At 72.6% G+C, this 22,951-nt stretch carries 23 protein-coding genes; 10 read left to right on the top strand and 13 right to left on the bottom strand.

Annotated elements, in window-relative coordinates:
* Window positions 1-21 precede the first annotated feature (21 nt).
* The 7 genes from ACFVVO_RS03900 to ACFVVO_RS03870 all read right to left on the bottom strand — a co-directional run bounded on the left by ACFVVO_RS03900 (window position 22) and on the right by ACFVVO_RS03870 (window position 9,483).
* Complete coding sequence (locus tag ACFVVO_RS03900) at window positions 22-1,311, bottom strand: aKG-HExxH-type peptide beta-hydroxylase (protein WP_390051413.1); 1,290 nt, start codon at window positions 1,309-1,311, stop codon at window positions 22-24.
* Window positions 1,308-1,580 carry a hypothetical protein gene (locus tag ACFVVO_RS03895; protein ID WP_390051412.1) on the bottom strand — a complete coding sequence of 91 codons (273 nt, stop codon included), beginning with the start codon at window positions 1,578-1,580 and terminating at the stop codon, window positions 1,308-1,310. Before ACFVVO_RS03895 ends, ACFVVO_RS03900 begins: the two co-directional genes overlap by 4 nt.
* A gap of 91 nt (window positions 1,581-1,671) precedes the next feature.
* Complete coding sequence (locus tag ACFVVO_RS03890) at window positions 1,672-5,106, bottom strand: SAV_2336 N-terminal domain-related protein (RefSeq protein ID WP_390051410.1); 3,435 nt, start codon at window positions 5,104-5,106, stop codon at window positions 1,672-1,674.
* A 7-nt stretch (window positions 5,107-5,113) separates the two neighbouring features.
* The gene (locus ACFVVO_RS03885; RefSeq protein ID WP_390051408.1) at window positions 5,114-6,130 is read right to left on the bottom strand and encodes an AAA family ATPase; all 1,017 of its coding nucleotides are present in this window, start codon (window positions 6,128-6,130) and stop codon (window positions 5,114-5,116) included.
* Window positions 6,131-6,382: 252 nt separating this feature from the next.
* Complete coding sequence (locus tag ACFVVO_RS03880; RefSeq protein ID WP_390051592.1) at window positions 6,383-8,800, bottom strand: trypsin-like peptidase domain-containing protein; 2,418 nt, start codon at window positions 8,798-8,800, stop codon at window positions 6,383-6,385.
* Between the two features lie 14 nt (window positions 8,801-8,814).
* On the bottom strand, window positions 8,815-9,225 hold the full coding sequence (locus tag ACFVVO_RS03875; RefSeq protein ID WP_390051406.1) for a CU044_2847 family protein: 411 nt from the start codon (window positions 9,223-9,225) through the stop codon (window positions 8,815-8,817).
* Between the two features lie 78 nt (window positions 9,226-9,303).
* Window positions 9,304-9,483, bottom strand: coding sequence for a DUF6104 family protein (locus ACFVVO_RS03870; RefSeq protein ID WP_003992906.1), 180 nt, complete (start codon window positions 9,481-9,483; stop codon window positions 9,304-9,306).
* A 252-nt stretch (window positions 9,484-9,735) separates the two neighbouring features.
* Between ACFVVO_RS03870 and ACFVVO_RS03865 the strand changes: the two genes are divergently transcribed.
* Both ACFVVO_RS03865 and ACFVVO_RS03860 read left to right on the top strand, forming a co-directional pair.
* Window positions 9,736-10,617 (top strand): DUF4097 domain-containing protein, encoded by an 882-nt coding sequence (locus ACFVVO_RS03865; protein WP_390051405.1) that lies wholly within the window; start codon window positions 9,736-9,738, stop codon window positions 10,615-10,617.
* A 1-nt stretch (window position 10,618) separates the two neighbouring features.
* Entirely contained in the window at window positions 10,619-11,692 is a 1,074-nt protein-coding gene (locus ACFVVO_RS03860) for a PadR family transcriptional regulator (RefSeq protein ID WP_390051404.1), read from the top strand.
* A gap of 71 nt (window positions 11,693-11,763) precedes the next feature.
* Here the strand turns inward: ACFVVO_RS03860 and ACFVVO_RS03855 are convergent, their stop codons facing one another.
* Window positions 11,764-12,729 carry a zinc-binding dehydrogenase gene (locus tag ACFVVO_RS03855; RefSeq protein ID WP_390051403.1) on the bottom strand — a complete coding sequence of 322 codons (966 nt, stop codon included), beginning with the start codon at window positions 12,727-12,729 and terminating at the stop codon, window positions 11,764-11,766.
* Window positions 12,730-12,938: 209 nt separating this feature from the next.
* On the bottom strand, window positions 12,939-14,159 hold the full coding sequence (locus tag ACFVVO_RS03850; protein ID WP_390051402.1) for an NADP-dependent malic enzyme: 1,221 nt from the start codon (window positions 14,157-14,159) through the stop codon (window positions 12,939-12,941).
* A gap of 567 nt (window positions 14,160-14,726) precedes the next feature.
* Here ACFVVO_RS03850 and ACFVVO_RS03845 point away from each other — a divergent pair.
* From ACFVVO_RS03845 to ACFVVO_RS03835, 3 genes are read left to right on the top strand one after another with little or no spacing between them, the layout of a single operon-like run.
* Window positions 14,727-15,686, top strand: coding sequence for an ABC transporter substrate-binding protein (locus ACFVVO_RS03845; RefSeq protein ID WP_390051400.1), 960 nt, complete (start codon window positions 14,727-14,729; stop codon window positions 15,684-15,686).
* Between the two features lie 37 nt (window positions 15,687-15,723).
* Window positions 15,724-16,665, top strand: coding sequence for an amino acid ABC transporter permease (locus ACFVVO_RS03840; RefSeq protein WP_390051398.1), 942 nt, complete (start codon window positions 15,724-15,726; stop codon window positions 16,663-16,665).
* Window positions 16,662-17,465, top strand: a complete 804-nt coding sequence (locus tag ACFVVO_RS03835) for an amino acid ABC transporter ATP-binding protein (RefSeq protein ID WP_390051397.1) — start codon at window positions 16,662-16,664, stop codon at window positions 17,463-17,465. The genes ACFVVO_RS03840 and ACFVVO_RS03835 overlap by 4 nt, the downstream gene beginning before the upstream one ends.
* 78 nt (window positions 17,466-17,543) lie before the next feature.
* Here ACFVVO_RS03835 and ACFVVO_RS03830 read toward each other — a convergent pair whose 3' ends face one another.
* Window positions 17,544-18,308, bottom strand: coding sequence for a class I SAM-dependent methyltransferase (locus tag ACFVVO_RS03830; RefSeq protein ID WP_390051395.1), 765 nt, complete (start codon window positions 18,306-18,308; stop codon window positions 17,544-17,546).
* A gap of 100 nt (window positions 18,309-18,408) precedes the next feature.
* Between ACFVVO_RS03830 and ACFVVO_RS03825 the strand changes: the two genes are divergently transcribed.
* Complete coding sequence (locus ACFVVO_RS03825; protein WP_390051393.1) at window positions 18,409-19,038, top strand: CGNR zinc finger domain-containing protein; 630 nt, start codon at window positions 18,409-18,411, stop codon at window positions 19,036-19,038.
* Here the strand turns inward: ACFVVO_RS03825 and sodX are convergent.
* On the bottom strand, window positions 18,942-19,376 hold the full coding sequence (sodX, locus tag ACFVVO_RS03820; RefSeq protein ID WP_390051391.1) for a nickel-type superoxide dismutase maturation protease: 435 nt from the start codon (window positions 19,374-19,376) through the stop codon (window positions 18,942-18,944). The two genes, ACFVVO_RS03825 and sodX, sit on opposite strands and share 97 nt — an antisense overlap.
* Window positions 19,377-19,520: 144 nt before the next feature.
* Between sodX and sodN the strand changes: the two genes are divergently transcribed.
* Window positions 19,521-19,916: a superoxide dismutase, Ni gene (sodN, locus tag ACFVVO_RS03815; protein WP_004983535.1), complete on the top strand. Its 396-nt coding sequence runs from the start codon at window positions 19,521-19,523 to the stop codon at window positions 19,914-19,916.
* A gap of 129 nt (window positions 19,917-20,045) precedes the next feature.
* Here sodN and ACFVVO_RS03810 read toward each other — a convergent pair whose 3' ends face one another.
* Both ACFVVO_RS03810 and ACFVVO_RS03805 read right to left on the bottom strand, forming a co-directional pair.
* Window positions 20,046-20,483 (bottom strand): VOC family protein, encoded by a 438-nt coding sequence (locus tag ACFVVO_RS03810; RefSeq protein ID WP_390051389.1) that lies wholly within the window; start codon window positions 20,481-20,483, stop codon window positions 20,046-20,048.
* Window positions 20,484-20,530: 47 nt separating this feature from the next.
* A complete protein-coding gene (locus ACFVVO_RS03805) occupies window positions 20,531-21,046 on the bottom strand; it encodes a GNAT family N-acetyltransferase (RefSeq protein WP_390051387.1) in 516 nt (171 codons plus the stop codon).
* Window positions 21,047-21,085: 39 nt separating this feature from the next.
* On the opposite strand from ACFVVO_RS03805, the gene ACFVVO_RS03800 reads away from it, so the two are divergent.
* From ACFVVO_RS03800 to ACFVVO_RS03790, 3 genes are all read left to right on the top strand, one after another.
* A complete protein-coding gene (locus ACFVVO_RS03800) occupies window positions 21,086-21,484 on the top strand; it encodes a helix-turn-helix transcriptional regulator (protein ID WP_390051385.1) in 399 nt (132 codons plus the stop codon).
* 80 nt (window positions 21,485-21,564) lie between these two features.
* Window positions 21,565-21,993, top strand: coding sequence for a VOC family protein (locus tag ACFVVO_RS03795; protein WP_390051383.1), 429 nt, complete (start codon window positions 21,565-21,567; stop codon window positions 21,991-21,993).
* 43 nt (window positions 21,994-22,036) lie between these two features.
* The gene (locus tag ACFVVO_RS03790; protein ID WP_390051381.1) at window positions 22,037-22,786 is read left to right on the top strand and encodes a VOC family protein; all 750 of its coding nucleotides are present in this window, start codon (window positions 22,037-22,039) and stop codon (window positions 22,784-22,786) included.
* Window positions 22,787-22,951: the final 165 nt, after the last annotated feature.

Raw genomic sequence — 22,951 nt, 5'->3', positions numbered from 1 at the left:
AAATTACGCCCCTGCGGAGCGTCACAGTACATTTTGGGCCGTCACGCCGAGGCCGGCGTGGTGGCGTTCCATGCCCTGAACGAACTCCCTTCCCGCTGGGGTCAGTTCATCGGATTCCAGGAGGAGGGACAAGGCCTGCCCCACCTCCTCGCGGAACGCCTCGAACCGCTCGCCGGCCCGGCGCCGCCACGCCGGGGCGGCCCCGGCGCCGGTGCGCACCCTCCACCACAGGTCGGTGAGCGCCAGATGGGCGTAGGCGCCCTGCAGCACGGCCGGTACCGGACGGGGGTCTGGGCGCCAGCCGACCCGGTGCACCGTGCTCCCGCCCGGCCCGCACAGCGGGACCAGCTCGTCCAGGGCCGCCAGCTTGGTGTGGTGGGTCTCGTGCACCAGTGATTCGGCGAGTTCCCGCGCGGTGGCCGGGAGCTGGATGAGCGCGGCGCCGGGCGCTGACCTGAGCGTGGCTCCCATCGGGGTGGCACCGGTATCCGCGGCGGCCAGCGGGACGACGGCGCGCAGCACGGCGCCGGTCTCGGCGGCGCGCCGCCCGTCGACCGCGGTCAGCAGCTCGCGGGTGCGGCGCCAGCGCCGGGCCCAGGTGCCCCAGGGGCAGTCGGGACGGTCGGCGGCACGCAGCGATCCCGGGCCGGTGCCGGGCGAGGGTGTCCGGTACGGATCGAGGTCGTCGAGGCGGACGGTGCCGCCGGGCAGCGTGCGCAGCGCGCTCCAGCCGGTCCCCTCGTCGGTCCACCGGGACGCGCCGGGCCCGCCCCGCGCCACCGGGTGCGGCAGGACCGCCTCGGTGTGTCCGCCGTCGTCCGCGATCCGCGCCCCGCCGGGTCCGCCGCCCAGCCGGACCCGGCCCGACGGGCAGCGCAGCACGCCGAGGCCGGGCAGCACCAGCAGGCCGGTGGGCACGGTCAGGGTCCCGGTCACCGGGTGGCCCGCGCGGACGGCCGCGGCGACGGCGACGCCGGCCAGGTGGGCCAGTTGCCGTTCGAACGCGGCACCCTGGGGCGCGGCGAGCGCGGCGGCCAGCCAGGCGCCGGTCGTCGGGTAGTCGAGCACCTCACGGACCGCGGCGGGGCCGGTCCGTTCCGCGGCCGTCAGCAGCGCCCAGGCCCGCTCGAAGTCCCGGCGCGCGGCGGGACCCATGAGTTGGCGCTGCCGGTCGGTGCGCACCAGGAGGGTTTTGAGGAGCAGCATGCGACGCGCGTGGATCGCGGCACGCAGTGTCTGCGTACCCCGGGGTGTGGGGCGGGTGCCGGCGAGCGCCCCGAAGACCTCGGCGGGTATCGGCCCCGAGGTCATCTCCGCTCGTCCGGGAGCCGGCCGGGTTCGGCGAGTCCGGCCGAAAACATATCCACGGTGGACGGCTGCACCTCGCCCTCGCCCTCTCCGCTCTGCCAGACCTGCTGGCACTCGGTGGCATCCCGCAGGACACGGTCGACGGCGGCGGTCAGGGCGGGATCATCGAGAAGCCGCAGGGTACGCAGGTCGACGTCGGTGAGGTCGGGCAGGCGCGTGGCACGCCCGGCGTCCCGACCGGGGGCGGCCACCCCGCTCCACTGCTCCGCCACACTCGGCTCCTCCCTGCCCGCGAACGGCCCGCTCCGTCGCCATGGCTGCCCAGTTCTTCCCGACAGCCCGGAAGTGGAAACCCTGACCAGATCAACTCCGGTCAAGTTCTGACCAGTTCGCCCACTCTCCGGTCCACGGCCACCAAGGCGGAGCGATCTGCTCCCATTCCTCGTCGGGCAGTCCCCGTACCGCACGCGTCTGTCCCTCCCCCGTCACCAGCTCCGTCTCCGCCCGCCGTGTCAGCTCGACGTCCGCCCAGTCGACCTGGCGCAGCGCCCCGACCAGCCGCTGCCACTGCTCCCGGGCCGCCCGGTAGGCCCCGTGCGCCGCGGCGGGCCGGCCCATCAGGGCCAGCACCACCCCGCTGCCGTGCCGCGCCCGGGCGGAGGTCACCGAGCCCGGGTCCTCCCCGTGCGCGGCCCGCGCCTCCCGATCCGCGTTCTCGTACGCCTGCAGGGCGTCCACCAGCACCGGCGCCCCGGCCCGGCGCCAGCCCTCCAGCCGCACCCGTCCCAACTGCAGCCAGACCTCGGCCCGTACGGCCGCGTCGGCGGCCGCGCGGACCGCCTGGCCGAGCAGGTGCCGGCTCTCGTACAGGTCGGGCAGGAAACCGAGGTGACGGAAACGCTGGGCGAGCGCGCTGCCGACCAGGCCCTGCAACCGCCCGCGGTGCGCGGACCGGGCGGGCAGCGCCTGCAGCGCCTCACGCAGTACGTACTCGGCCCGGTCCACGATTCTCGCGCCGTCCCCCGTCGAGGCCCGCCGCAGCAGTGACTCGCCCCAGGAGGTGAGGAGTTGACAGCGCAGGGCGCCGTCGGCGGGGGCGAGCAGCGCGGCCCGCTCGTAGGCCTCGTCGGCCTCCGGGGCCTCGCCCGCCGTGTCGTGGAAGGCGGCCAGCGCGGCCAGGCTGGGCAGCAGCAGTCCGGGGTCGTCCCCGGCGGCCCGGCGGGCCCGCAGCAGCGCCTGCCGGGTCTCGCCGTCCTCGGCCCCGGCCTCCCGCAGCGCCCGCGCCAGGTCGAGCAGGGCGGGCCCGCGTACGGCGTCGGGGGCCCCCTCCAGGTCCAGCGTCGCGCAGGCCTCGCGGAGTTCACCGATGGCGGCGGCGGGGTGCCGCAGGTCGAGCAGGATCCGGCCGCGCAGCAGCAGCCGGGACCGGTGGGCGGTGACGGGCCAGGGCACCTGGTCGACATCGGTCGGCACGCGGTGCTGTGCCGCGGTTCCGCCGCGAGCCGTCTCGTCCGCCCCGGCCTCGGCAGCCGGCGCCGTCCCGCCGGCCGTCCCGTCGCCGTTGTCCGGACCGGGCCGGGCGCTCTCCCCGGTGTCGTCGAGCCGTGCGGAGGTGTCCTGGTCGTCCCGGTGCCCGGCGCGGGACCAGGCCCGTGCCCGTTCGGTCAGGGACGGCCAGGGGGCGGTCTCGGCGTCCAGGACGTCCAGGGCGGCGCCGAGTTGGTCGCTCTCCGCCGTCAGGTGCCACAACTCCCGTTTACAGGCGGCGAGTTCCAGGGCGGCGTCGACGCGTTCGCGGCTACCGACGCCGGCCACGGCGTACGCGGCGGCGAGTTCGGCCGCCGCCTCGCGCAGCAGCTCGGCGCGGCGTCCCGCCGTGCGCGCGGCCGCCGTGCCCGCCTCGGCGCGCAGGATACGGCCGAGGACCAGGTGTGGCCGGGCGGCGGCGCCGGCGCCCGGGAGGACGGTGGGGGCCGGGGCGCTCGCCGCGCGGGCCTGTTCACGGGCGCGGCGCAGTACCTCCGGGTCGGCCAGGTGGTGCCACTGGTCGAGCAGGCGCTCGGCCTCGGTGAGCGGGTCGGGCGTGACGAGGTCCGGCAGGTAGAAGCGCAGGACGCGGGCCGGGATACGGGCGAACAGCTCGGCTTCGACACTGCCGCCGTCCTCCGGCGGGACGCCGTCCGGCGGGAGGCGACCGGCGCCGGCGGACGGGTCGTGGTCGGCGAGCCGGGCCGCGGCGAGGGCGGCGAAGTTGCGGGTGCCCCGGCCGAAGTGCCGTTCGACGTAGGCCGAGCAGTGTTTGAGGACGAGCCCGGCGGTGTCCTGGTCGAGGGAGGACAGCAGCAGGTTCTGCACCCGGCCCGAGTAGGCGAAGCAGGGCTGTTCCCCCGTGCCGGGGAGCTGCCTGAGCAGCCCGCCGAGCAGCACTTCGGCCAGTTCCATGGGACCGGTGTCCGGCAGCATCGCCCGCTGGACCAGTTGCATCACGGGCAGGGTGAGCGGGGCCGCGGCCAGATAGACCGCCAGCCGTACGGCGCCGGGCGAGGCTCCGGCGCGGAAGGCCCGCAGCAGCTCGTCGTCGCTGCGCGGCTCGTCGTGGACGTGCGATCGGTCGTCGCCGTGCGGTTGGCCGTCGCCGTGCGATGGACCGGCGCCGTGCGGGGCCGCGCCGGCGGAACCCGGGGGCGCCGGAGCCGTACCCGGATGAGTGAGCGCCGCCCAGGCCCGCTCGGTGACGGGACCGCTGCCGCCGAGCAGCCGGGCGAAGGCCTCGAAGGCCTCCGGGGTGGGCTGCAGCACCGGCACCGGCCGGGCGTGCGGCGCCGGTTCCTCCCAGGGCTCGTCGTCGGGCTCGAAGGCCAGTCGCCCGGCCACCCCGTAGGGGCGCACCAGCAGGCCCGGCTCGGCGGGCAGCTCGGTACGGCCCCACAGCCGGGGCGGCAGCGGCTGGACGACGGCCAGCGGGGCGGTGCGCGGCCACTGGTGCAGCAGCCGCTGCGCGCTGCCGCTCTGCCACAGCGGGCCCACGCAGTCGCTGATGACGAAGGTGAGCCGGCGGCCGGTGGGATCGTGCAGTTCGTCGGCCGGACGCAGCCGGGTGTGCCGTCCGGGACCGGTGGTCGTACCGACGAGGAGGGCGCCGGAGTCGTCGGCGTACAGGTGGTGGACGCGGACGGAGGCGAACGCGCCGGACTGCTGGCAGGCCTGCCGCAGTTCCTCGACCAGTTGCCCCCAGACGGCCATGTTGGGCCCGGTGTCCATGAGGAGCTGGACGTCGCAGCGCCGGCGGCGGCCGGGCCGGGTGACCGGGAGCATGATGCCGCTGGCGGCGGCACGCTCGGCGGTGGCCTCCTCGTCGATCCGCTCGTCCCGGGGCGGGGCGGCGGCGACCTGGTAGCGGCCCAGGGCGCGCAGCGCCTTCTCCAGGCCGAGCAGCCCGGGCAGGGCGCCGGCGGCGGGCGCCCGGACCGGAAAGGCGGTGGGGGTGCCGGCGTCGCCGTGCGGGCGCGCCGGGAGGCCGGGGGTGAGCAGTGGCACCGGGGCGGCGGGGGCGTCCGCCCGGGGCCGGGGCGGTTCGGCGGCCGGCGTCGCCGCGTCGGCACCGGCGGGTGGTGCGTCCGGTCCCGCGGCGGGCGGGTCCGTCGTGCCGGTGCCGGACTGCTGTCCGGGCGCGTCGCGGGGCGGGGCCGCGCCGAGCCGCCGGGCCAGCCAGACCGCGTCGGCCACGTCCTCCGCGGTGAGGTCGAGCCCGCCCTGGCGCAGCTTGCCGATCAGCTCGTCCAGGCGCATCCCGGGCATCCGTCCCTCACCTCGTACGGTCGAGCGGCTGCATGAGCATCTCGGCGATCCGCTCCCTGGTGAGGCTCTGCGCGCGAGGGTCGTGACGGGTGAGGAAGAGGGCGTTGAGGAGCTGGTCGGCGGCGAGCACCTCGCCGGGTTCGCGCTCCAGGAACCTGCGGATGAGATCGGCTCCGCCGACGACACCGTCCGTGCCGAGGTGTGCCTCGACCATCGCGGTGAGCTGCTCCTCGCCGGGCGGGTCGAGCTCGAGCTGGACGCAGCGCCGCAGCAGCGGGGCGGGGAAGTCGCGTTCGCCGTTGGAGGTCAGGACGATCACCGGGAAGGCGGTGCAGGCGATCCGTCCGCCGTGCACGGCGACCCGGTCGCCGTCGTGGGTGAGCACCTCGACGACGGGTTCGCGGTCGGCCAGCCGCTCCAGCTCGGGGATGGAGAACTCGCCTTCCTCCAGGGTGTTGAGCAGGTCGTTGGGCAGGTCGAGGTCGCTCTTGTCGAGTTCGTCGATGAGCAGCACGCGGGGCTGCTCGGCGGGCAGCAGGGCGGTGCCGAGCGGGCCGAGCCGGACGTAGGAACCGATACCGGGCGCGGCCGTGTCGCCCTCGCCGCCGCGGGCCCGCTCGAGCTGGACGTCCTGGAGACGGCCTATGGCGTCGTACCGGTACAGCCCGTCCTGGAGGCTGGTGCGGCTGACGATGGGCCAGCGCAGCACCTTGCCAAGCCCGAGTTCATGGGCGATGGCGTACGCCAGGGTCGACTTGCCCGTGCCCGGGTTGCCGGTGACCAGGAGCGGCCGGCGCAGATACAGGGCCGCGTTGACCGCGTCCACCTCGGCCGGCCGGGGCGCGTAGCTCTCCACCAGACGGCGGCGGACGCCGAGCCGGCGGGCGCTGCTGGGGTCCTCGGGGCCGGCCTCCGCATCGTCACCCCGGGAGGCCGTGAAGTCGCGCCAGGGCGGCGGGGGCGGCAACCGCCGCATGCCGTCGTGCGGCTGACCCACTCCGCAGTAGATCCGCCAGTCGTTCACCTTGGGCTCCTCCCAAATCCGGTGATCATGCAGCGGGCCCGGCCATTTGACCTACGAGGCTACCGTCAGGCGGCCGTGTCTGCCGAGGTTCGAACGGCCCGGCGTTCACTTCCGGACCTCCTAACAGCCTTGTATCGGGCTGGGTTTGACGGGGCGTCCGGGCGTGGCGGACGGATCGGCCGCGGGAGCGGCCGTCGGATCGGCGATCGGTTCGGGCGGGCGATCGGGCCGGCCGCCGGTCCATCCGCCGGATCAGCCGTCGGGAGCGGCCAGTGGTGGCGGCCGCATCGTCCCGGCGGCGCGCGGTGGGCGGTCCGGCGGATCGAACAGCACGGCCAGTTTCCCGCGCAGGCCCTGGGCCCGGGCCGACTCGGGGTCGTGCAGCCGGATACGCAGATCACGTACCGGTTCATGCAGGCCCTCGGCGTGCGGGGCGGCGCCCACCGCATGGGCGGCCTGCTCATAGAAGTCCTTGCACTCGTCGTGGTCGTGTCGGTCCCGGCGCCACAGCACCACCGGATGGCCCGCCATCAGCGCGTCCCTCATCGCCGCCTGCCCCTCCCCGCTCGTGACCGGACCGCAATAGACCGGAACACAGGTGTCGTCCAGCGCCGACAGGGTGCCGTAGTACAGGTAGCGGCTCCCGGAGCGGGACATGGCGACGTGGCCGTCGGCCGGGGCCCGGCCGTGCAGCGGCTCGTGCGTGAGCGGCCCGCGGGCCACGCCCCGCCAGCGCCTGCGCCACTCCGGGGAGGGCGGCCGCTCGTTGCGCCGCAGGTCCCGGATGACGACGGTGCGGCGCATGCCGAGCGGCATGGAGCGCTCGTCCACGAAGTCGTCGTCGTCCTCGTCGTCATCGTGGTCCTCGCCGTCCCCGTCGCCATGGTCGCGGTCACGGTCGCCGTGGTCGTCGCGGAAGGCGCCCGCGTGGTCGGGCAGCAACTGCCATTCGTCCACCGGCAGGTCGAACAGCTTGCGGGGCAGGAAGACCTCGATCCCGGCCAGATGCTCGCCGTGGTCCCCGAGGTTCAGCGCACGGTCCAGCGGCGCGCGCAGCACCGCCGCGAGCTCGTCGACGCGCACCCCCCGGTCGTCGGCGGCGACCGGGGTGACGTCGAGGCCGTCGTGGATCAGCTCCACGCTCCAGGGGTGCAGCCCGCCGTACATGGACGCGCCGACCCTGACGAGGACGTCGGTACGGGCGGTGGTCACCGCCTCGGCGGTCACGGCCGGAGGCCCGGGGGCGACCCGGGGCTCGGGGATGATCGGCGGCTCGGGCGGGGCCCTGAGCTCGGACGCGGTGGGGAGCACGGGCGAGATCGGGAGCCCGGACGGGCCCTGGAGCTCGGAGGCGGGGAGAGGCACGGTTACGGGAGCGGGTGCGGCCGTGGTCGCGGCAGCGGTCACGGGCGTGATCGCGGCGGTGCGGCCGGCGTCCGGACCTCCACCCGTCACTCGGCCCGTCACTCCGTCGGGTCCTCCGTCCGGCCCGCGGCCGTCGATCCCGTTCAGCAGTCCCCGGATGGCCCCGCTCACCGCCCAGTGCCGATGCCGCCCGGCCTGTGCGCCGAGCCATTCGGTGAACGCGCCGAGCCGGGCCGGATCGATCTCACCGGGGCGCTCCCGCGCGGTCTTCCGCACCACCTTCGCCGCGTACAGCAGGACGGCGTCGAGATCGACCAGCGACCCGCCACCCTCCGCGTCCAGGGTGCGCAGTCCGTACAGCAGGGCCGCGCCCTCACGCCAGGTCCGCACGTTCCGCGGCACGAGCGAGCGCAGCCGTTCGCCGCGCACCCGCTCCTTGACCTCCTCCACCAGGTGGACGATCTCGCCCGCTCCGGCGGGCGGCGGCAGCTCGGCGAGGTGGCCGTAGAGCCGGGCGCGGAGTTCGGCGGTGATCCCGGAGACGGGCGGCGCCAGTGCGGGCAGCGCGGCCTGGAGCGTGGTCCAGTTCGCGTACGGCGACGGGTCGTCGAGGAGCCGGAGATGATGCCGGTCGTGTGCGCGCAGTACCTCGCGCAGGACCCCGGACGTGTCGCGCCGGTCCAGCAGCTCGTGCAGCGCGGTGACCGGGACGGCGACGCCCTCCTCCCGCCGGCGGCCCTTGATGACGCCGACGACCGAGCCGTGCCGCAGGTCGAGCACGGGTCCGCCGGACAGTCCGCCGATCGGCAGGCTGCCGCCGAGCAGCAGCGCGCGGGCGTCGGAACCCGCGAGTTCGCCGGTGCCGTGGCGGACGCCCAGCTCGCCGGTCTGCAGGGACCAGCCGTACAGCCCGATCGGGGCGCGGGCACCGGGCTCCCGGTCGCCCAGCCAGAGACACCGCACGTCGTCCGCGCCCTCGACCCGGACGAGCGCGAGGTCGGGGAACGGCCAGGGGTCACGGAGCGACTCCGGTTCCTCGGGCCGGGGTGCCAGGAGTACGGCGGTCCCGGGGCCCGAGCGTTCCTCCCAGGCGTCGGTGGCGGTGGGTTCGGTGGTGCGTTCCTGCCAGGTCACGCGTAAGGCGCTCTCCCCTCGGCACACCGCGGCTCCCCCCTTCCCCACGACATGGGCACAGGTCAACAGCCAGCCCGGGGCTATGAAGAACCCCGATCCCCAGTACGGGTCACGGTCCGTTGCATACCCGTCACCCGCTGCGTCGATGCGCGCGAGCGAGGGGCGCACCATCTCGTCGAAGGCGCTCATACGGAGCCGGAGGCCGGCGGGTGCGGCGGTACCGCTCCGTCGCCGGGTGCCGCGGGATCCGCGCCGTCCGCGGCCGTCGCCGGTTCGGTCCAGGTCAGGGACACCGTCAGGGAGGACGTGCCGCCGCCCTGCGCTATGGCGCTCACGATCCTGCCGGACTGCGCCGTCAGTTCGATTCCGAAGCTGACGGACACCTCGACCGCGGCGGGCGTGTCCAGACCGGCGCGCAAGGAGCGCACGACGCCACCGACCGTGCCGGCCAGCCCGCCCGCCATGTCGACGACACGGTCACCGAGCCCCGTGTCCCAGTAGCCGCCCTCGTCGAGCGCTCCCTCGTCACGCCCGCCGATCCTGGCCCAGACGACCGTTCCGTCGTCGAGCCGTATGCGTTCGACTCCTCCACCCATGACGCCCCCGTTCACCGAATGGGAGAAGAAGGCTAACGCCGGTGACAGGTGAGGGGGAGGGGCAATGGACGATACGGGTTACTCGTCGTCCTCGTCGTCGAGCCGGGCGAGCCAGGTCGCGAGCCGCTCCACGGGCACCTCGAAGTCCGGGTTGAGGTCCACGAACGTGCGCAGTTGCTCGGCGAGCCACTCGAAGGTGACCTCTTCCTCGCCGCGCCGCTTCTCCAGTTCCTCGATCCCGCGGTCGGTGAAGTACATGAACTACCTCTCCTGCAAATCCACCCAGCCCCTGTGGGTCCACCTACAGCCTATGCAATGCCGCGGTGGCTGCCGGCATGCGCGCCTCCCCCAGCGCCTCACGGGCCTGGGGGACCCCTTGGGCGGCTCACGAGCCCCCGCCCAGCAGGCCCCGCCTGACGCCAAAAGGCGTCTTGACTTTCCCCATCCACGATATATCGTGTTTCACGGAAGACGCGATATGGCGTGTCCGTGTCCGGCCAAGGAGGCCCCATGTCCGAGTGGTCCATCGCCGACCCCCAGAAGCTGACCTTCGACACCCCGGTACGCGACCTGCACGTCCGCATCGTCAACGGAACGGTGAACGTCGTCGGCACGGACGAAGGTTCCGCCCGCCTGGAAGTCACGGACATCGAGGGCCCACCCCTGATCGTCACCCACCAGGGCGGCACCCTCACCGTCGCCTACGACGACCTGCCATGGAAGGGCTTCCTCAAGTGGCTCGACCGCAAGGGCTGGCGCCGCAGCGCGGTCGTCTCCCTCGCGGTCCCCGCCGACACGCGGGTGGAGGTGGGCGTGGTCGGCGCCGGCGCGGTCGTCTCCGGGATAAGCGGCCCCTCGGTGATCAAGGGCGTCACCGGCGACACCACCCTGGTCGGTCTCTCCGGCCAGGTCCGCGCCGACACCGTGTCCGGCAACCTGGAGGCCCAGGCCGTCACGGGCGACCTGCGGTTCAACTCCGTCTCGGGCGACCTGACCGTGGTCGAGGGCTCGGGCTCCTCCGTGCGGGCCGACTCGGTCAGCGGCTCCATGATCATCGACCTGGACCCGGACGGCCCCACCGACATCGGCCTGACCAGCGTCTCCGGCGAGATCGCGATCCGCCTGCCGCACCCGGCGGACGCGGAGGTGGAGGCCAACACCGCGAGCGGCACGATCTCCAACTCCTTCGACGGGCTGCGCGTGCACGGCCAGTGGGGCGCCCACAAGATCACCGGCCGGCTCGGCGCGGGCAACGGCAAGCTCAGGGCCACGACGGTGTCCGGCTCCATCGCCCTGCTGCGCCGCCCACCGGGCGAGGACGAGCCCGACACCCGCCGCGAGGCCGGCACCGGCTCCCCGGCCGACGGCACGACCGACAAGAAGGTGCTCTGACATGCCTCCCGTCTTCGCCCACGGCCGCCTGCGCCTGTATCTGCTCAAGCTGCTCGACGAGGCCCCGCGCCACGGCTACGAGGTGATCAGGCTCCTCGAGGAGCGTTTCCAGGGCCTGTACGCCCCTTCGGCGGGCACGGTCTACCCCCGGCTGGCCAAGCTGGAGGCCGAGGGCCTGGTCACGCACACCACGGAGGGCGGCCGCAAGGTGTACGCCATCACGGACGCCGGCCGCGCCGAACTCGCCGACCGCAGCGGCGAGCTGGCCGACCTGGAGCTGGAGATCCGTGAATCGGTGGCGGAGCTCGCCGCCGAGATAAAGGCCGACGTGCGCGGCGCGGCCGGCGATCTGCGGCGCGAGATGCGCGCCGCCGCCTCCGAGGCCCGCCGGGGCCCCGGGCAGAACGGCGGCGAGGCGGGGCCCCTCGGAGAGAGCGGCGACCTCGGTGACAAGGAGGCCTGGCGGGCCGCCAAGGAGGAGATGCGCCGGGTCAAGCAGGAGTGGAAGGAACAGGCCCGCCGCGCCAAGGACGAGAGCCGCCGGGCCCGCGAGGAGGCCCAGCGGGCCCGCCACCAGGCCCAGGAGGCCCAGGCGCGGGCGCGGGCCCAGGCGCAGGAGGAGGTGCAGCGCATCGCTCACCGGGTCCAGGAGCGCGTGCAGGACCACTTCACCCGCGGCGACTGGCCGACCGGTGTACGCGAGGGCCTGACCGAACTCGCCAAGGAGTTCGGTGAGTTCGGGAAGGAGTACGGCAAGGAGTTCGGCAAGGACCGGGGCTTCGGCCGCACCGCGGAGGGCGCGGGCACCGGTCCGCGCAAGTCGGCCGCCGCGGCGCCGGAGTACTCCATGCCCCCGGAGGACTTCCCGGCCGAGTACGAACCGTCCTGGGCGCACGAGGCCCCCACCGGCGACCCGGCCCGCGACCTGGACCGCCTGCTGGACCGCTTCCGCGACGACATCCGCGACGCGGCCCGCGACCACGGCGTCACCGCAGACCAGCTCCAGGACGCCCGCCGGCACCTGTCGGCGGCGGCGGCCCGCATCGGCGCGATACTGCGCCGCCCGAGGGTCTGACCCGCCGGCGGCCGGGGCCCGCACGGTGGCGTGCCCCGGCCCTCACCGGGCCACGCCGCCGGCGGGCACGATCACTCGTTCGTCAGGACGATCTTCCCGAACTGCTCTCCCGACGCCAGCCGTTCGAAGCCCTCACGGGCCCGGTCCAACGGCAGGATCTCGTCGATGACGGGGCGTACGCCGGTGGCGGCGCAGAAGGAGAGCAGGTCCTCCAGCTCGTCCTTGGTCCCCATGGTGGAGCCGACGACCTTCAGCTCGAGGAAGAAGATCCGGGTCAGTTCGGCGTGCGAGGGACGGTCACCGCTGGTGGCGCCGGAGATCACGAGCGTGCCCCCGGGCCGCAGGGACTTCACCGAGTGGGACCAGGTGGCGGCGCCCACGGTCTCGATGACGGCGTCCACGCGATGCGGCAGCCGGGCTCCCGACTCCACCGCCTCGACCGCGCCGAGCTCCAGCGCCCGCTTCCGCTTGGCCTCGTCCCGGCTGGTCGCGAAGACCCGCAGTCCCGCTGCCTTGCCCAGCACGATCGCGGCCGTGGCGACACCACCGCCGGCGCCCTGCACGAGGACCGAGTCACCGGGCCGTACCCCGGCGTTGGTGAACAGCATCCGGTAGGCCGTCAGCCAGGCCGTCGGCAGACACGCGGCCTCGGCGAAGGACAGCTCCTTCGGCTTGGGCAGGATGTTCCAGGTCGGCACGGCGACCTGCTCGGCGAACGTGCCCTGGTAGCGCTCGGTGAGGATGGAGCGGGGCTCCTTGGGGCCGACCCCGTGGCCGCTCTGCCCGATGACGGAGTGCAGGACGACCTCGTTGCCGTCCTCGTCGATCCCGGCGGCGTCGCAGCCGAGGATCATCGGCAGCTTGTCCTCGACGAGGCCCACACCGCGCAGGGACCAGAGGTCGTGGTGGTTGAGGGAGGCGGCGCGGACGTTCACGGTGCTCCAGCCGGGCCGGGCCTCGGGGGCCGGACGCTCCCCCAACTCGAGTCCGGTGAGCGGCTGGTCGCGGTCGATTCGGGCGGCGTAGGCAGCGAACATGGGCTCGACGATAGGTGCGCCGTGCAGCCGGCGGAACCGCGGGGGGCTGTGACACATGCCCTCTTGCGCAAGGGCACCCGACCGGCGCAGCCCGGCGCGCGGCTACGGGCAGCACCACCGGCACCGCCCTGAAGAGCACCCGGCCGGAGGCCCGGAGGCCGGGCAGAAGAATGGCCCCGCCCGAACGGACGGGGCCATCCGACGCGACGTCAGCGACGGGCGACGCCCGCGGCCCGGGCGGCGGCCGCCACCGCCGCCGTCACCGCGGGAGCGACCCGCTCGTCGAACGGCGACGGGATGACGTAGTCGGCGGCGAGATCATCGCCCACGACGGCGGCCAGCGCCTCCGCGGCGGCGATCTTCATGCCCTCCGTGATCCGCGTGGCCCGCACCTGCAGCGCGCCCGCGAAGATCCCGGGGAACGCCAGCACGTTGTTGATCTGGTTCGGGAAGTCCGAGCGCCCGGTCGCGACGACCGCCGCGTACTTGTGCGCCACCTCCGGGTGCACCTCCGGGTTCGGGTTGGCCATCGCGAACACGAAGGCACCCTCGGCCATGGAGGCGACCGCCGCCTCCGCGACCGTACCGCCGGAGACGCCGATGAACACGTCCGCACCCGCCAGGGCGTCCTCCAGCGACCCGGTGACACCGGCCTTGTTGGTGAAGGAGGCGAGCTCGCGCTTGACCGGCGTCAGGTCCTCCCGGCCGGCCGACACGACGCCCTTGCGGTCCGCCACCGCCACGTCCCCGATGCCGGCCTCGACCAGCATCTTGGCGATGGCGACACCGGCCGCGCCGGCGCCCGAGATGACGGCCCGAAGCTGCCCGATCTCGCGGCCGCTCAGCCGGGCCGCGTTGCGCAGCGCCGCGAGTGTCACGACGGCCGTGCCGTGCTGGTCGTCGTGGAAGACCGGGATGTCCAGGCGTTCCTGCAGCCGGCGCTCGATCTCGAAGCACCGGGGCGCCGAGATGTCCTCGAGGTTCACTCCGCCGAACGAGGGAGCGAGCCGGACCACGGTCTCGACGATGTCGTCGACGTCCGTGCAGGCGAGCGCGATGGGCACCGCGTCGACTCCGCCGAACTGCTTGAACAGGATCGCCTTGCCCTCCATCACGGGGAGGGACGCCTCGGGACCGATGTCCCCGAGGCCGAGCACGGCCGTGCCGTCGGTCACGACGGCGACCACCGAGGACTTCCATGTGTAGTCGTTGACCAGTTCCGGCTGCTCCGCGATCGCGGTGCACACGCGCGCGACGCCGGGCGTGTACGCGAGGGAAAGGTCGTCCTTGTCGCGGACCGGAACGGTGGCCTGCACGGCCATCTTGCCGCCGCGATGGAGCGCGAACGCCGGATCGAAGGAATCGAGGGGCTCGGCCCCGTCCTGATCCGTTGTGTTGTCGCTGCGAGGATTGACGATCTCCGCTGCCACTTTGTCTTACCCCTTAGGTATGCATGGTTTGAGGGTCGACCACTCCTGGTGAGGGGTGGGCGGGCACCGCGCAGGCCCGGTTACCGATACGTACGAGCGGCTGCGCGACGGGCGCGCCGCACACGCGCCCTGAGCCCCGGATGAGGGGTGTAAAGAACCTTCTTACCGGACGGACGGTGCTGACGACGAGTCCATTAGGTGCAAGGTCACATCTGGGAACCAGAAAGCCACACGGGGGTGACACGCCGCTGACAGGACGGTCACGCCGTTGGCAAGAGCCCTGCTGGATGGGAAATGCCACGATCTTCGCCGACCACATGGTGAGACGGATAGAAATTCTTGCGGCCGGAGGCCGGGATCCCCGCAGATGGTCCGGGGTGTTGGGCCGGGGAGGGGTTGTCCTGACGGGGTTGGAGGATCACCCGTTATCCGATTTTGACATTGCGACTCCCCTGGATGGGCTAACCCGAATGGCAAGATGCCGTAAACCCACGAGGTCGCGACACCCGAAGCTGTGTGTTTCCGTCGACCCATCGGCACCTCTTTCCACCCGCCGGAGGAACCACCATGACCGCAAGCTCCACCCGTCGTACGACCGCCGCGCGCTCCCGGCTAGCTGCGGTCGGTGCGATCGCGGTCGCAGGCGCCCTGCTGCTCACCGGCTGCGGTGACCAGACCAAGGACAGCGGCAACGACTCCGGCAGCTCGTCCGCCGGCAGCGCCCCGCTGGCCGGCAAGCTGCCCAAGGACATCCGCAGCAGCGGCGTCGTCAGGGTCGGGTCGGACATCGCGTACGCCCCGGTCGAGTACAAGGACAACTCCGGCAACGTCGTCGGTCTCGACCCCGACCTGGCGGCGGCCCTGGGCAAGCAGCTCGGGGTGAAGTTCCAGTTCGAGAACGGCACCTTCGACGGCCTGCTCACCGGTCTGCGCTCGGACCGCTACGACATGGCGATGTCGGCCATGACGGACAACAAGAACCGTCAGGAGGGCGTCGACCCCGACACCGGCAAGAAGGTCGGCGAGGGCGTCGACTTCGTGGACTACCTGACCGCCGGTGTCTCCATCTACACCCGCAAGGGCGACACCAAGTCCATCACGACCTGGGAAGACCTCTGCGGCAAGAAGCTCGCCGTCCAGCGCGGCACCACTTCGGAGGACCTGGCCAAGCAGCAGGCCAAGAAGTGTCCGAGCGGCAAGAAGCTCGCCATCGAGGCCTTCGACGACAACCAGCAGGCCCAGACCCGTCTGCGCTCGGGCGGCGCGGACGCGGTGTCCGCCGACTTCCCGGTCGCCGCGTACGCGGTGAAGACCTCCGGCGGCGGCAAGGACTTCGAGGTCGTCGGTGACCAGGTCGAGGCCGCGCCGTACGGCATCGCCGTGGCCAAGAAGGACACCCAGCTGCGGGACGCCCTCCAGGCCGCGATGGACGCCATCATCAAGAACGGCGAGTACGGCAAGATCCTGGAGAAGTGGGGCGCGCAGGACGGCGCCGTCAAGCAGTCCGTGATCAACGGCGGCAAGTGACCCGCGGACCCGAAGCGGCCACTGAGAGGCAACACCCGTGACTGACATCGACAAGTCGGCGGCCGGGGAGCAGCGCACTCCCCCGGCCGGCCCGGAGGCCATCAAGGCGATCCCGGTCCGGCACTACGGGCGGTACGTCACCGCCGTCATCGCCATCGCGCTACTCGTCGCGATCATCTACGCGTTCAGCCAGGGCCAGATCAACTGGCACGCGGTACCGGACTACTTCTTCGACGACCGGATCATGAAGGGTGTCGGCAAGACCCTTCTGCTGACGGTCCTGTCGATGCTGATCGGCATCGTGGGCGGCATCGCCCTCGCGGTGATGCGGCTGTCGAAGAACCCGGTGACCTCGTCGATCGCCTGGTTCTACATCTGGTTCTTCCGCGGCACCCCGGTCCTGGTCCAGCTCTTCCTCTGGTTCAACCTGGGCCTGGTCTTCGAGTACATCAACCTGATGCCGTTCTACAAGGACCACTGGTCGAACTTCATGACGCCGCTGCTGACGGCGCTGCTCGGCCTGGGTCTGAACGAGGCGGCGTACATGGCGGAGATCTGCCGGGCCGGTCTGCTCGCGGTGGACGAGGGCCAGACCGAGGCGGCGCACGCCCTCGGCATGAGCCACAGCAAGACCCTGCGGCGGATCGTCATCCCTCAGGCGATGCGCGTGATCGTGCCGCCGACGGGCAACGAAGTGATCAACATGCTGAAGACGACCTCGCTCGTGGCGGCCGTCCAGTATCCCGAGCTGTTCCGCTTCGCCCAGGACATCGGCCAGAACTCCGGCGCCCCGGTGGAGATGTACTTCCTCGCCGCGGCCTGGTACCTGATCATGACCTCGGTGCTGAGCGTGGGCCAGTACTACATCGAGCGCTACTACGCCCGCGGCTCCAGCCGCCAGCTGCCGCCGACGCCGTGGCAGAAGGTGAAGGCGAACGTGCTGTCGCTGGGTGGCCCGAGGGGAGCGGTGGGCGCATGACCGACAAGCTGAGCAAGAGCGACGCCGTCCGCACGGGGACGGCCCCGATGGTCAAGGCGGAGGGCGTTCACAAGTCCTTCGGCCATGTCGAGGTGCTCAGGGGCATCGACCTGGAGGTCAAGCAGGGTGAGGTGTTCTGCCTCATCGGCCCCTCCGGCTCCGGCAAGTCGACCTTCCTGAGGTGCATCAACCACCTCGAGAAGGTCAACGCCGGCCGTCTCTACGTGGACGGCGAGCTGGTCGGCTACCGCCAGAAGGGCGAGAAGCTGTACGAGCTGAAGGACAGCGAGGTCGCGCTCAAGCGCCGGGACATCGGCATGGTCTTCCAGCGCTTCAACCTGTTCCCGCACATGACGGCCGCGGAGAACGTCATCGAGGCGCCGGTCCAGGTCAAGGGCGTCGGCAGGGCCCAGGCCAAGGAGCGCGCGATGCAGCTCCTGGAGCGGGTGGGCCTCGCCGACAAGGCCGGGAACTACCCCTCGCAGCTCTCCGGTGGCCAGCAGCAGCGGGTGGCGATCGCCCGGGCGCTGGCGATGGACCCGAAGCTGATGCTGTTCGACGAGCCGACCTCGGCCCTGGACCCGGAGTTGGTCGGTGACGTCCTGGACGTCATGCGCGACCTCGCCGAGTCCGGCATGACGATGGTCGTCGTCACCCACGAGATGGGCTTCGCCCGCGAGGTGGGAGACAGCCTGGTGTTCATGGACGAAGGCGTGGTGGTCGAATCCGGCCATCCCCGCGACGTCCTGACCGATCCCCAGCACGAGCGGACCCAGTCGTTCCTGTCCAAGGTGCTCTGAGACTCCGCGGAGCCTCGACAGGAAGAGGGGCGGTACGGACTTCTCCGTACCGCCCCTCTTCCGTCGTCCGGCGTCGGCTCACCTCAGCGCGAGCAGCAGCGTGTCCGAGGGCGAGCACCACACCGGCCGTGCCTCCCCAAAGCCCTTTTCACGCAGTACGTGCGCGTGCCACTCCGGGGACGGCATGTCGCCGTCGGCGTGCTCGCCGTAGATCTCGAAGCGGCGGGCCGTCGGCTCGGCCAGGACCGGGTCCTCGGCGGCCACCCGCCACCACTCGGCCCAGTCCGGCGCGCCGTCCCGCTTGGCCTGATCCATGCGGGCGTGCCGCTGGGCGCGTTCGGCCGCGTTGATCCGCGGGGTGCTCTCGTCGATCATGTGGTCCGCGTTCATGAACACACCGCCGGCGCGCACCAGCTCCGCGAGCCGTCCGTAGAGTGCCGCGAGGGGTTCGCTGTGCAGCCAGTGCAGGGCGGTGGCGGTCAGCACCGCGTCGTAGGAGTCGTACGGCAGCCGCGCCGGCCAGTCGGGGTTCTTGAGGTCGGCGGTGACGAAGGAGACGCGGTCGTCGCCCTCGAAGGTGCCGCGGGCGATCGCGAGCAGGGCCGGGTCGAGGTCGACCCCGGTGCTGGTGGCGTCGGGGAACCGGGCCAGCAGCCGGGCGGTGATGGTGCCGGTGCCGCAGGCGAGGTCGAGCACGCGCGGTGCCGGGCCGACGAGCGCCTCGACCATGTCGAGCATGATCCGGAACCGCTCCTCGCGGTCCGGCATGTACCACTCCTGCTGCCGGTCCCAGCTCTCCTGCCAGGCGGCCCAGTCGGTTCCGGTGCTGGTACTGGTGGTCATGGAAACCCCGTCTCCTCACACACGCGTAATACCCTGGAAGCACGACCGGCTGTTACCCGACCGCAGACACGACCATAGAGCGCCTCTGTAAGGACTACAAGTGGAACTGGCCTATTACTCGGATTACGCCGTACGCCTCGTCAACAGCGAGGAGCCGGTCCGGGGCAAGGACTCCCTGACCTCGGTCGAGGCCGTCCGCGACCTGTTCGGCGCCAACGCCTCGGCGGCCCGCCGCGCCACCGACGCCGACGTGACCCGCTTCCGCTCGGTGCGGTCCCGCCTGCGCTCGGTCTTCGAGGCGGCCGACAAGGGCGACGAGACCCTCGCCGTCGACCTCCTCAACTCACTGCTGCTGGAGTTCCCGGTCAGCCCGCAGATCTCCGGTCACGACCACCGCGACGAGGACGGCCGCCCGCTGTGGCACATGCACCTGGCCGACCACCCCTCCAACGCCACCGCCGGCTACGCGGCCATCGCGGCGATGGGCCTGGCCTTCCACCTGACCGAGCACGGCGTCGACCGGCTGGGCCTGTGCGAGGCGGCCCCGTGCCGCAACGCCTACCTCGACACGTCCACGAACCGCTCCCGGCGCTACTGCTCCGACCGCTGCGCGACCCGCGCCAACGTGGCCGCCTACCGGGCCCGCAAACGCCTGGAGGCCGACCGGTCGGTGAGCAGCGGCCTCGCCGCCGAGAACACCCAGCGCGCGAGCGCCAGCGGCGACCGCTGACCGGGCCGCAGCGGCCGGTAGCGCAGCCACGCCCTCCCCAGGACCAGCTCGTCGGGCACCACCCCGTAGTCGGTGCTGTCGCCGCCGGCGTACGGGTTGTCCCCGAGCACCCACCAGCCGCCCTCGCGCCGCTCCACGGCACGCTTGACGACGAGCAGGTCCTGCTGGAAGGGATGCCGCAGCACCACGACGTCCCCCGGCCGGACCGCGGCCCCGTATCGCAGGAGCAGCCGGTCCCCGTGGTGCAGCGTGGGCAACATGGACGGACCCGTCACCTCGGCCAGCCCGAAGGGCGCCCCGGTTCTCCCCCGCTCGCCCTCCTGCGACAGCTCCGGCATCCCGGCACCTCCCCGGTCCGTTCCTCCACCAGTCTCAGTGTGACCCTGGACTTTTGTCCTAAGCCCTAGGGGGCACTCACGAAAACAGGTCCCCCAGGGAGTAATGTCGCACCTGAGAAGACGATCACGAGGAAGGAATGCTCCATGCTTTCCCGCCTGTTTGCCCCCAAGGTCAAGGTCAGCGCGCACTGCGACCTGCCCTGCGGTGTGTACGACCCGGCCCAGGCCCGCATCGAGGCGGAGTCGGTGAAGGCCGTCCAGGAGAAGATGGCCGGCAATGACGACCCGCACTTCCAGGCGCGTGCCACCGTCATCAAGGAGCAGCGCGCCGAGCTTGCGAAGCACCACGTCTCCGTGCTGTGGAGCGACTACTTCAAGCCCCCGCACTTCGAGAAGTACCCGGAGCTGCACCAGCTGGTCAACGACACCCTGAAGGCCCTCTCGGCCGCCAAGGCGTCCACCGACCCGGCCACGGGCCAGAAGGCGCTGGACTACATCGCGCAGATCGACAAGATCTTCTGGGAGACCAAGAAGGCCTGATCTCACGATCACGCCCTGTGACCCGCTTTTCCAGGTCGCCAGGTCCGCCTCCCCGCACCCGGATCGTCAGCATGCCCGCGAGGGCGTCCAAACGGTTCGGGTGCGGTCTTTCGCGCGCCGGTCGCGCTGTCAGCCCGCCGGTGGCGGATCTTCGCCGAAGACCCAGGGTGCCAGCACGACCTGCCAGCCGTCCGGGTCCTCGAAGAGGACGGCGCCGCGTTCGGTCCAGTAGGGGTTCGCGGCGGGGACCGGGCTGTGGCCGTGCCCGGCCAGCCGGCGGGCGGCGACGGTGACGGCCTCGGGGCCGCGCAGGTAGAGCACGAGCTGGTTCTCCGGGTGCGGCTCGGGGATGCGGGGCGGATCGCCGTGCTGGAGGAGTTCCATGTGCACCGGGGTGCCGGGCAGGCCGAGGACGATGCCGTCGTAGCCCGCGTGGCCGCGCCACTGGGCGAGCACGGGCAGGCCGAGGACGTCGCGGTAGAAGACCACGACGTCTTCGTAGTGCGCGGTCGGCCGGGCGAACCGGACCGCTCCCACATCGAGGTGACCGGGCCAGGAGTGTGTCATGGGACGAGGCTGGCACGCGCCGGCGGAAGACGGATCGGGCCGCGGACCTACAGCGGGAGACCGATACCGCCGGGCGGGCGGACCATGAACACGTCGACCGGGTCCTGGGCTTCCACGACGAAGCCGTGGCGCTCGTAGAGCCTGCGGGCGGCGCTGCCCCGCAGGACGTTCAGGGCGACGGTCGCCCCCTGGTCGTCGGTGCGCTCCAGTACGGTGCGCAGGACGGCGGAGCCCAGCCCCCGGCCCTGATGGTGCGGGGCGAGGTAGAAGTGCTCCAGCCACTGTCCGTCCCCGTCGGGCCGGACAGTGACGCATCCGGCGAGTTCGCCGCCGCTCATGACTACCGACGTGTACCGGGTGGAGAAGGAGTCCCGCAGCCGCTGCCGGACCCGGTGCTCGTCGTAGCGTCCGAGGCGTTCCAGGTCCGGGCGCATCACCTCGGCCCGCAGCTCGGCGATGGTCTCGATGTCGGCGGTCGTCGCGGGCCGCGTCGACCAGCCCGCGGACCCCTCCCGCTCGGCCGTGTCCGCCCGCGGATGGCCCACTGTCGCCCCGGTGTTCATGGCTGGAGTATCGCAGTCGCGCCGTGCCAAGCTGTCGGGGTGAGCCTGGAGGATCTGGTACGGCTGCGGCGGGTGCGCGACCGCATGGACCGTGAGTACGCCGAGCCGCTCGACATGACCGAGCTGGCCCGTGGCGCCCACATGTCGCCCGGCCATTTCCAGCGCAGCTTCCGCAAGGCGTACGGGGAGACTCCGTACAGCTATCTGATGACCCGCCGGGTGGAGCGGGCCAAGGAGCTGCTGCGGCGCGGCGATCTGACGGTGACCGAGGTGTGCTTCGCCGTCGGCTGCACCTCTCTCGGCTCCTTCAGCTCCCGGTTCACCGAGCTGGTCGGGCAGACACCGAGCGCCTACCGGGCCGGCTCCCACGAGGAGAGCGCGGTGATCCCGTCCTGCGTGGCCCGCTCGTTCACCAGGCCGCGCCGCCGGCCGTACTGAACCGCTCCGGCCCGCACTTCGGCGATCGCTTCGGCCGGGACTTCCGCGCACGGCGGTCCGGCGGCGCCTAGCGTGAGGCCATGGACCTGAAACTCAAGCAGTGCTTCATCGCCGTGGACGACCACGACAAGGCGCTCCATTTCTACTGTGACGTGCTCGGTATGGAGGTCCGCAACGACGTGGGCTTCGAGGGGATGCGGTGGGTCACCGTGGGTTCGCCGCTGCAGCCGGACGTGGAGATCGTGCTGGAGCCGCCGGGCGCGAGCCCGGACATCTCCCGGGCCGACAAGCAGGCGATCGCCGAACTGCTCGCCAAGGGGCTGCTGCGCGGCGTCATCTTCACCACCGCCGACTGCGACGCGCTGTACGAGCGGGTCCGGGAGGCCGGCGGTGATGTGCTGCAGGAGCCGACGGACCAGCCGTACGGGGTACGGGACTGCGCGTTCCGGGACCCGGCCGGGAACATGCTGCGGTTCCTCCAGCGGCCCGCGGACCCGGACGCGGGCTGAGACTCCCCGCGTTCGCCGCGGCCGTCGCCCTACGATCCCGGCCATGGACACCATCCGCTGGACGTACGCATTCGCCGATCGCCCCTTCGGACGCCTCGCCGAGGCCCATGCCTTCTGGACGGCCGTCACGGGCACCCGCCTCTCCGAATTCCGGGGCGTACGGCAGGAGTTCGTGACGCTACTGCCGGACGGCGCGGATCCCTGCCTGAAGCTGCAAGGGGTCCTCGACGGGGACGGCGGGGCCCATCTCGACTTCTTCGTCGACGACGTGCGGGCGTTCATGGCGACGGCCGCCGGACTCGGCGCGGTGACGGCCGCCGATCACTCGGACTGGGCCGTGCTGCGCTCGCCGGGCGGGCAGCCGTTCTGTGCCGGGGTCTGGCAGGGAGAGAAGGTGCGGCCGCCGGTGGTCGCGGGCAGCCGTCTGGACCAGGTGTGCCTGGACATCCCGCCCTCCGGGTACGACACCGAGAGCGCCTTCTGGGCGGCGCTGACCGGCTGGGACCTGCTGACGGGGTCCAGGCCGGAGTTCCGGGTGCTCAGGCCGCCGGCCGGTCAGCCGGTACGGATCCTGCTCCAGCGGCTCGACGACGACGGCCCGGCCTCCGCCCACCTGGACCTCGCCTGCGCGGACATCGCGGCGGTCCGGACTCGGCACGAGCGGCTGGGCGCCACCCATGTCCAGGACGGGCCGCACTGGACGGTGATGCGCGACCCGGCCGGCGGCACATACTGCCTGACCGGCCGCGACCCCGGCACGGGCGGGCTACCGACGGCGGTCAGGGAGCCGTAGTCGATACGCGCAGACGAACATCACCGTGCCCGCCGACCGCTCCGGACCGGGCTCCGAAACCGGCGGGCAGTCGCCGTCGTCCGGCCCCGGAGGCCGGGCAGGTCGGCCGGACATGCCCCCGTGCTCGCTGCCCGGCTCCGTCCCGTCCCCGTCGCGCCAGACGTA

This window comes from Streptomyces sp. NPDC058145, from assembly GCF_042884245.1.
In the GTDB taxonomy this organism is placed as follows: domain Bacteria; phylum Actinomycetota; class Actinomycetes; order Streptomycetales; family Streptomycetaceae; genus Streptomyces.
This window is presented reverse-complemented; position numbering and strand designations above follow the sequence as displayed.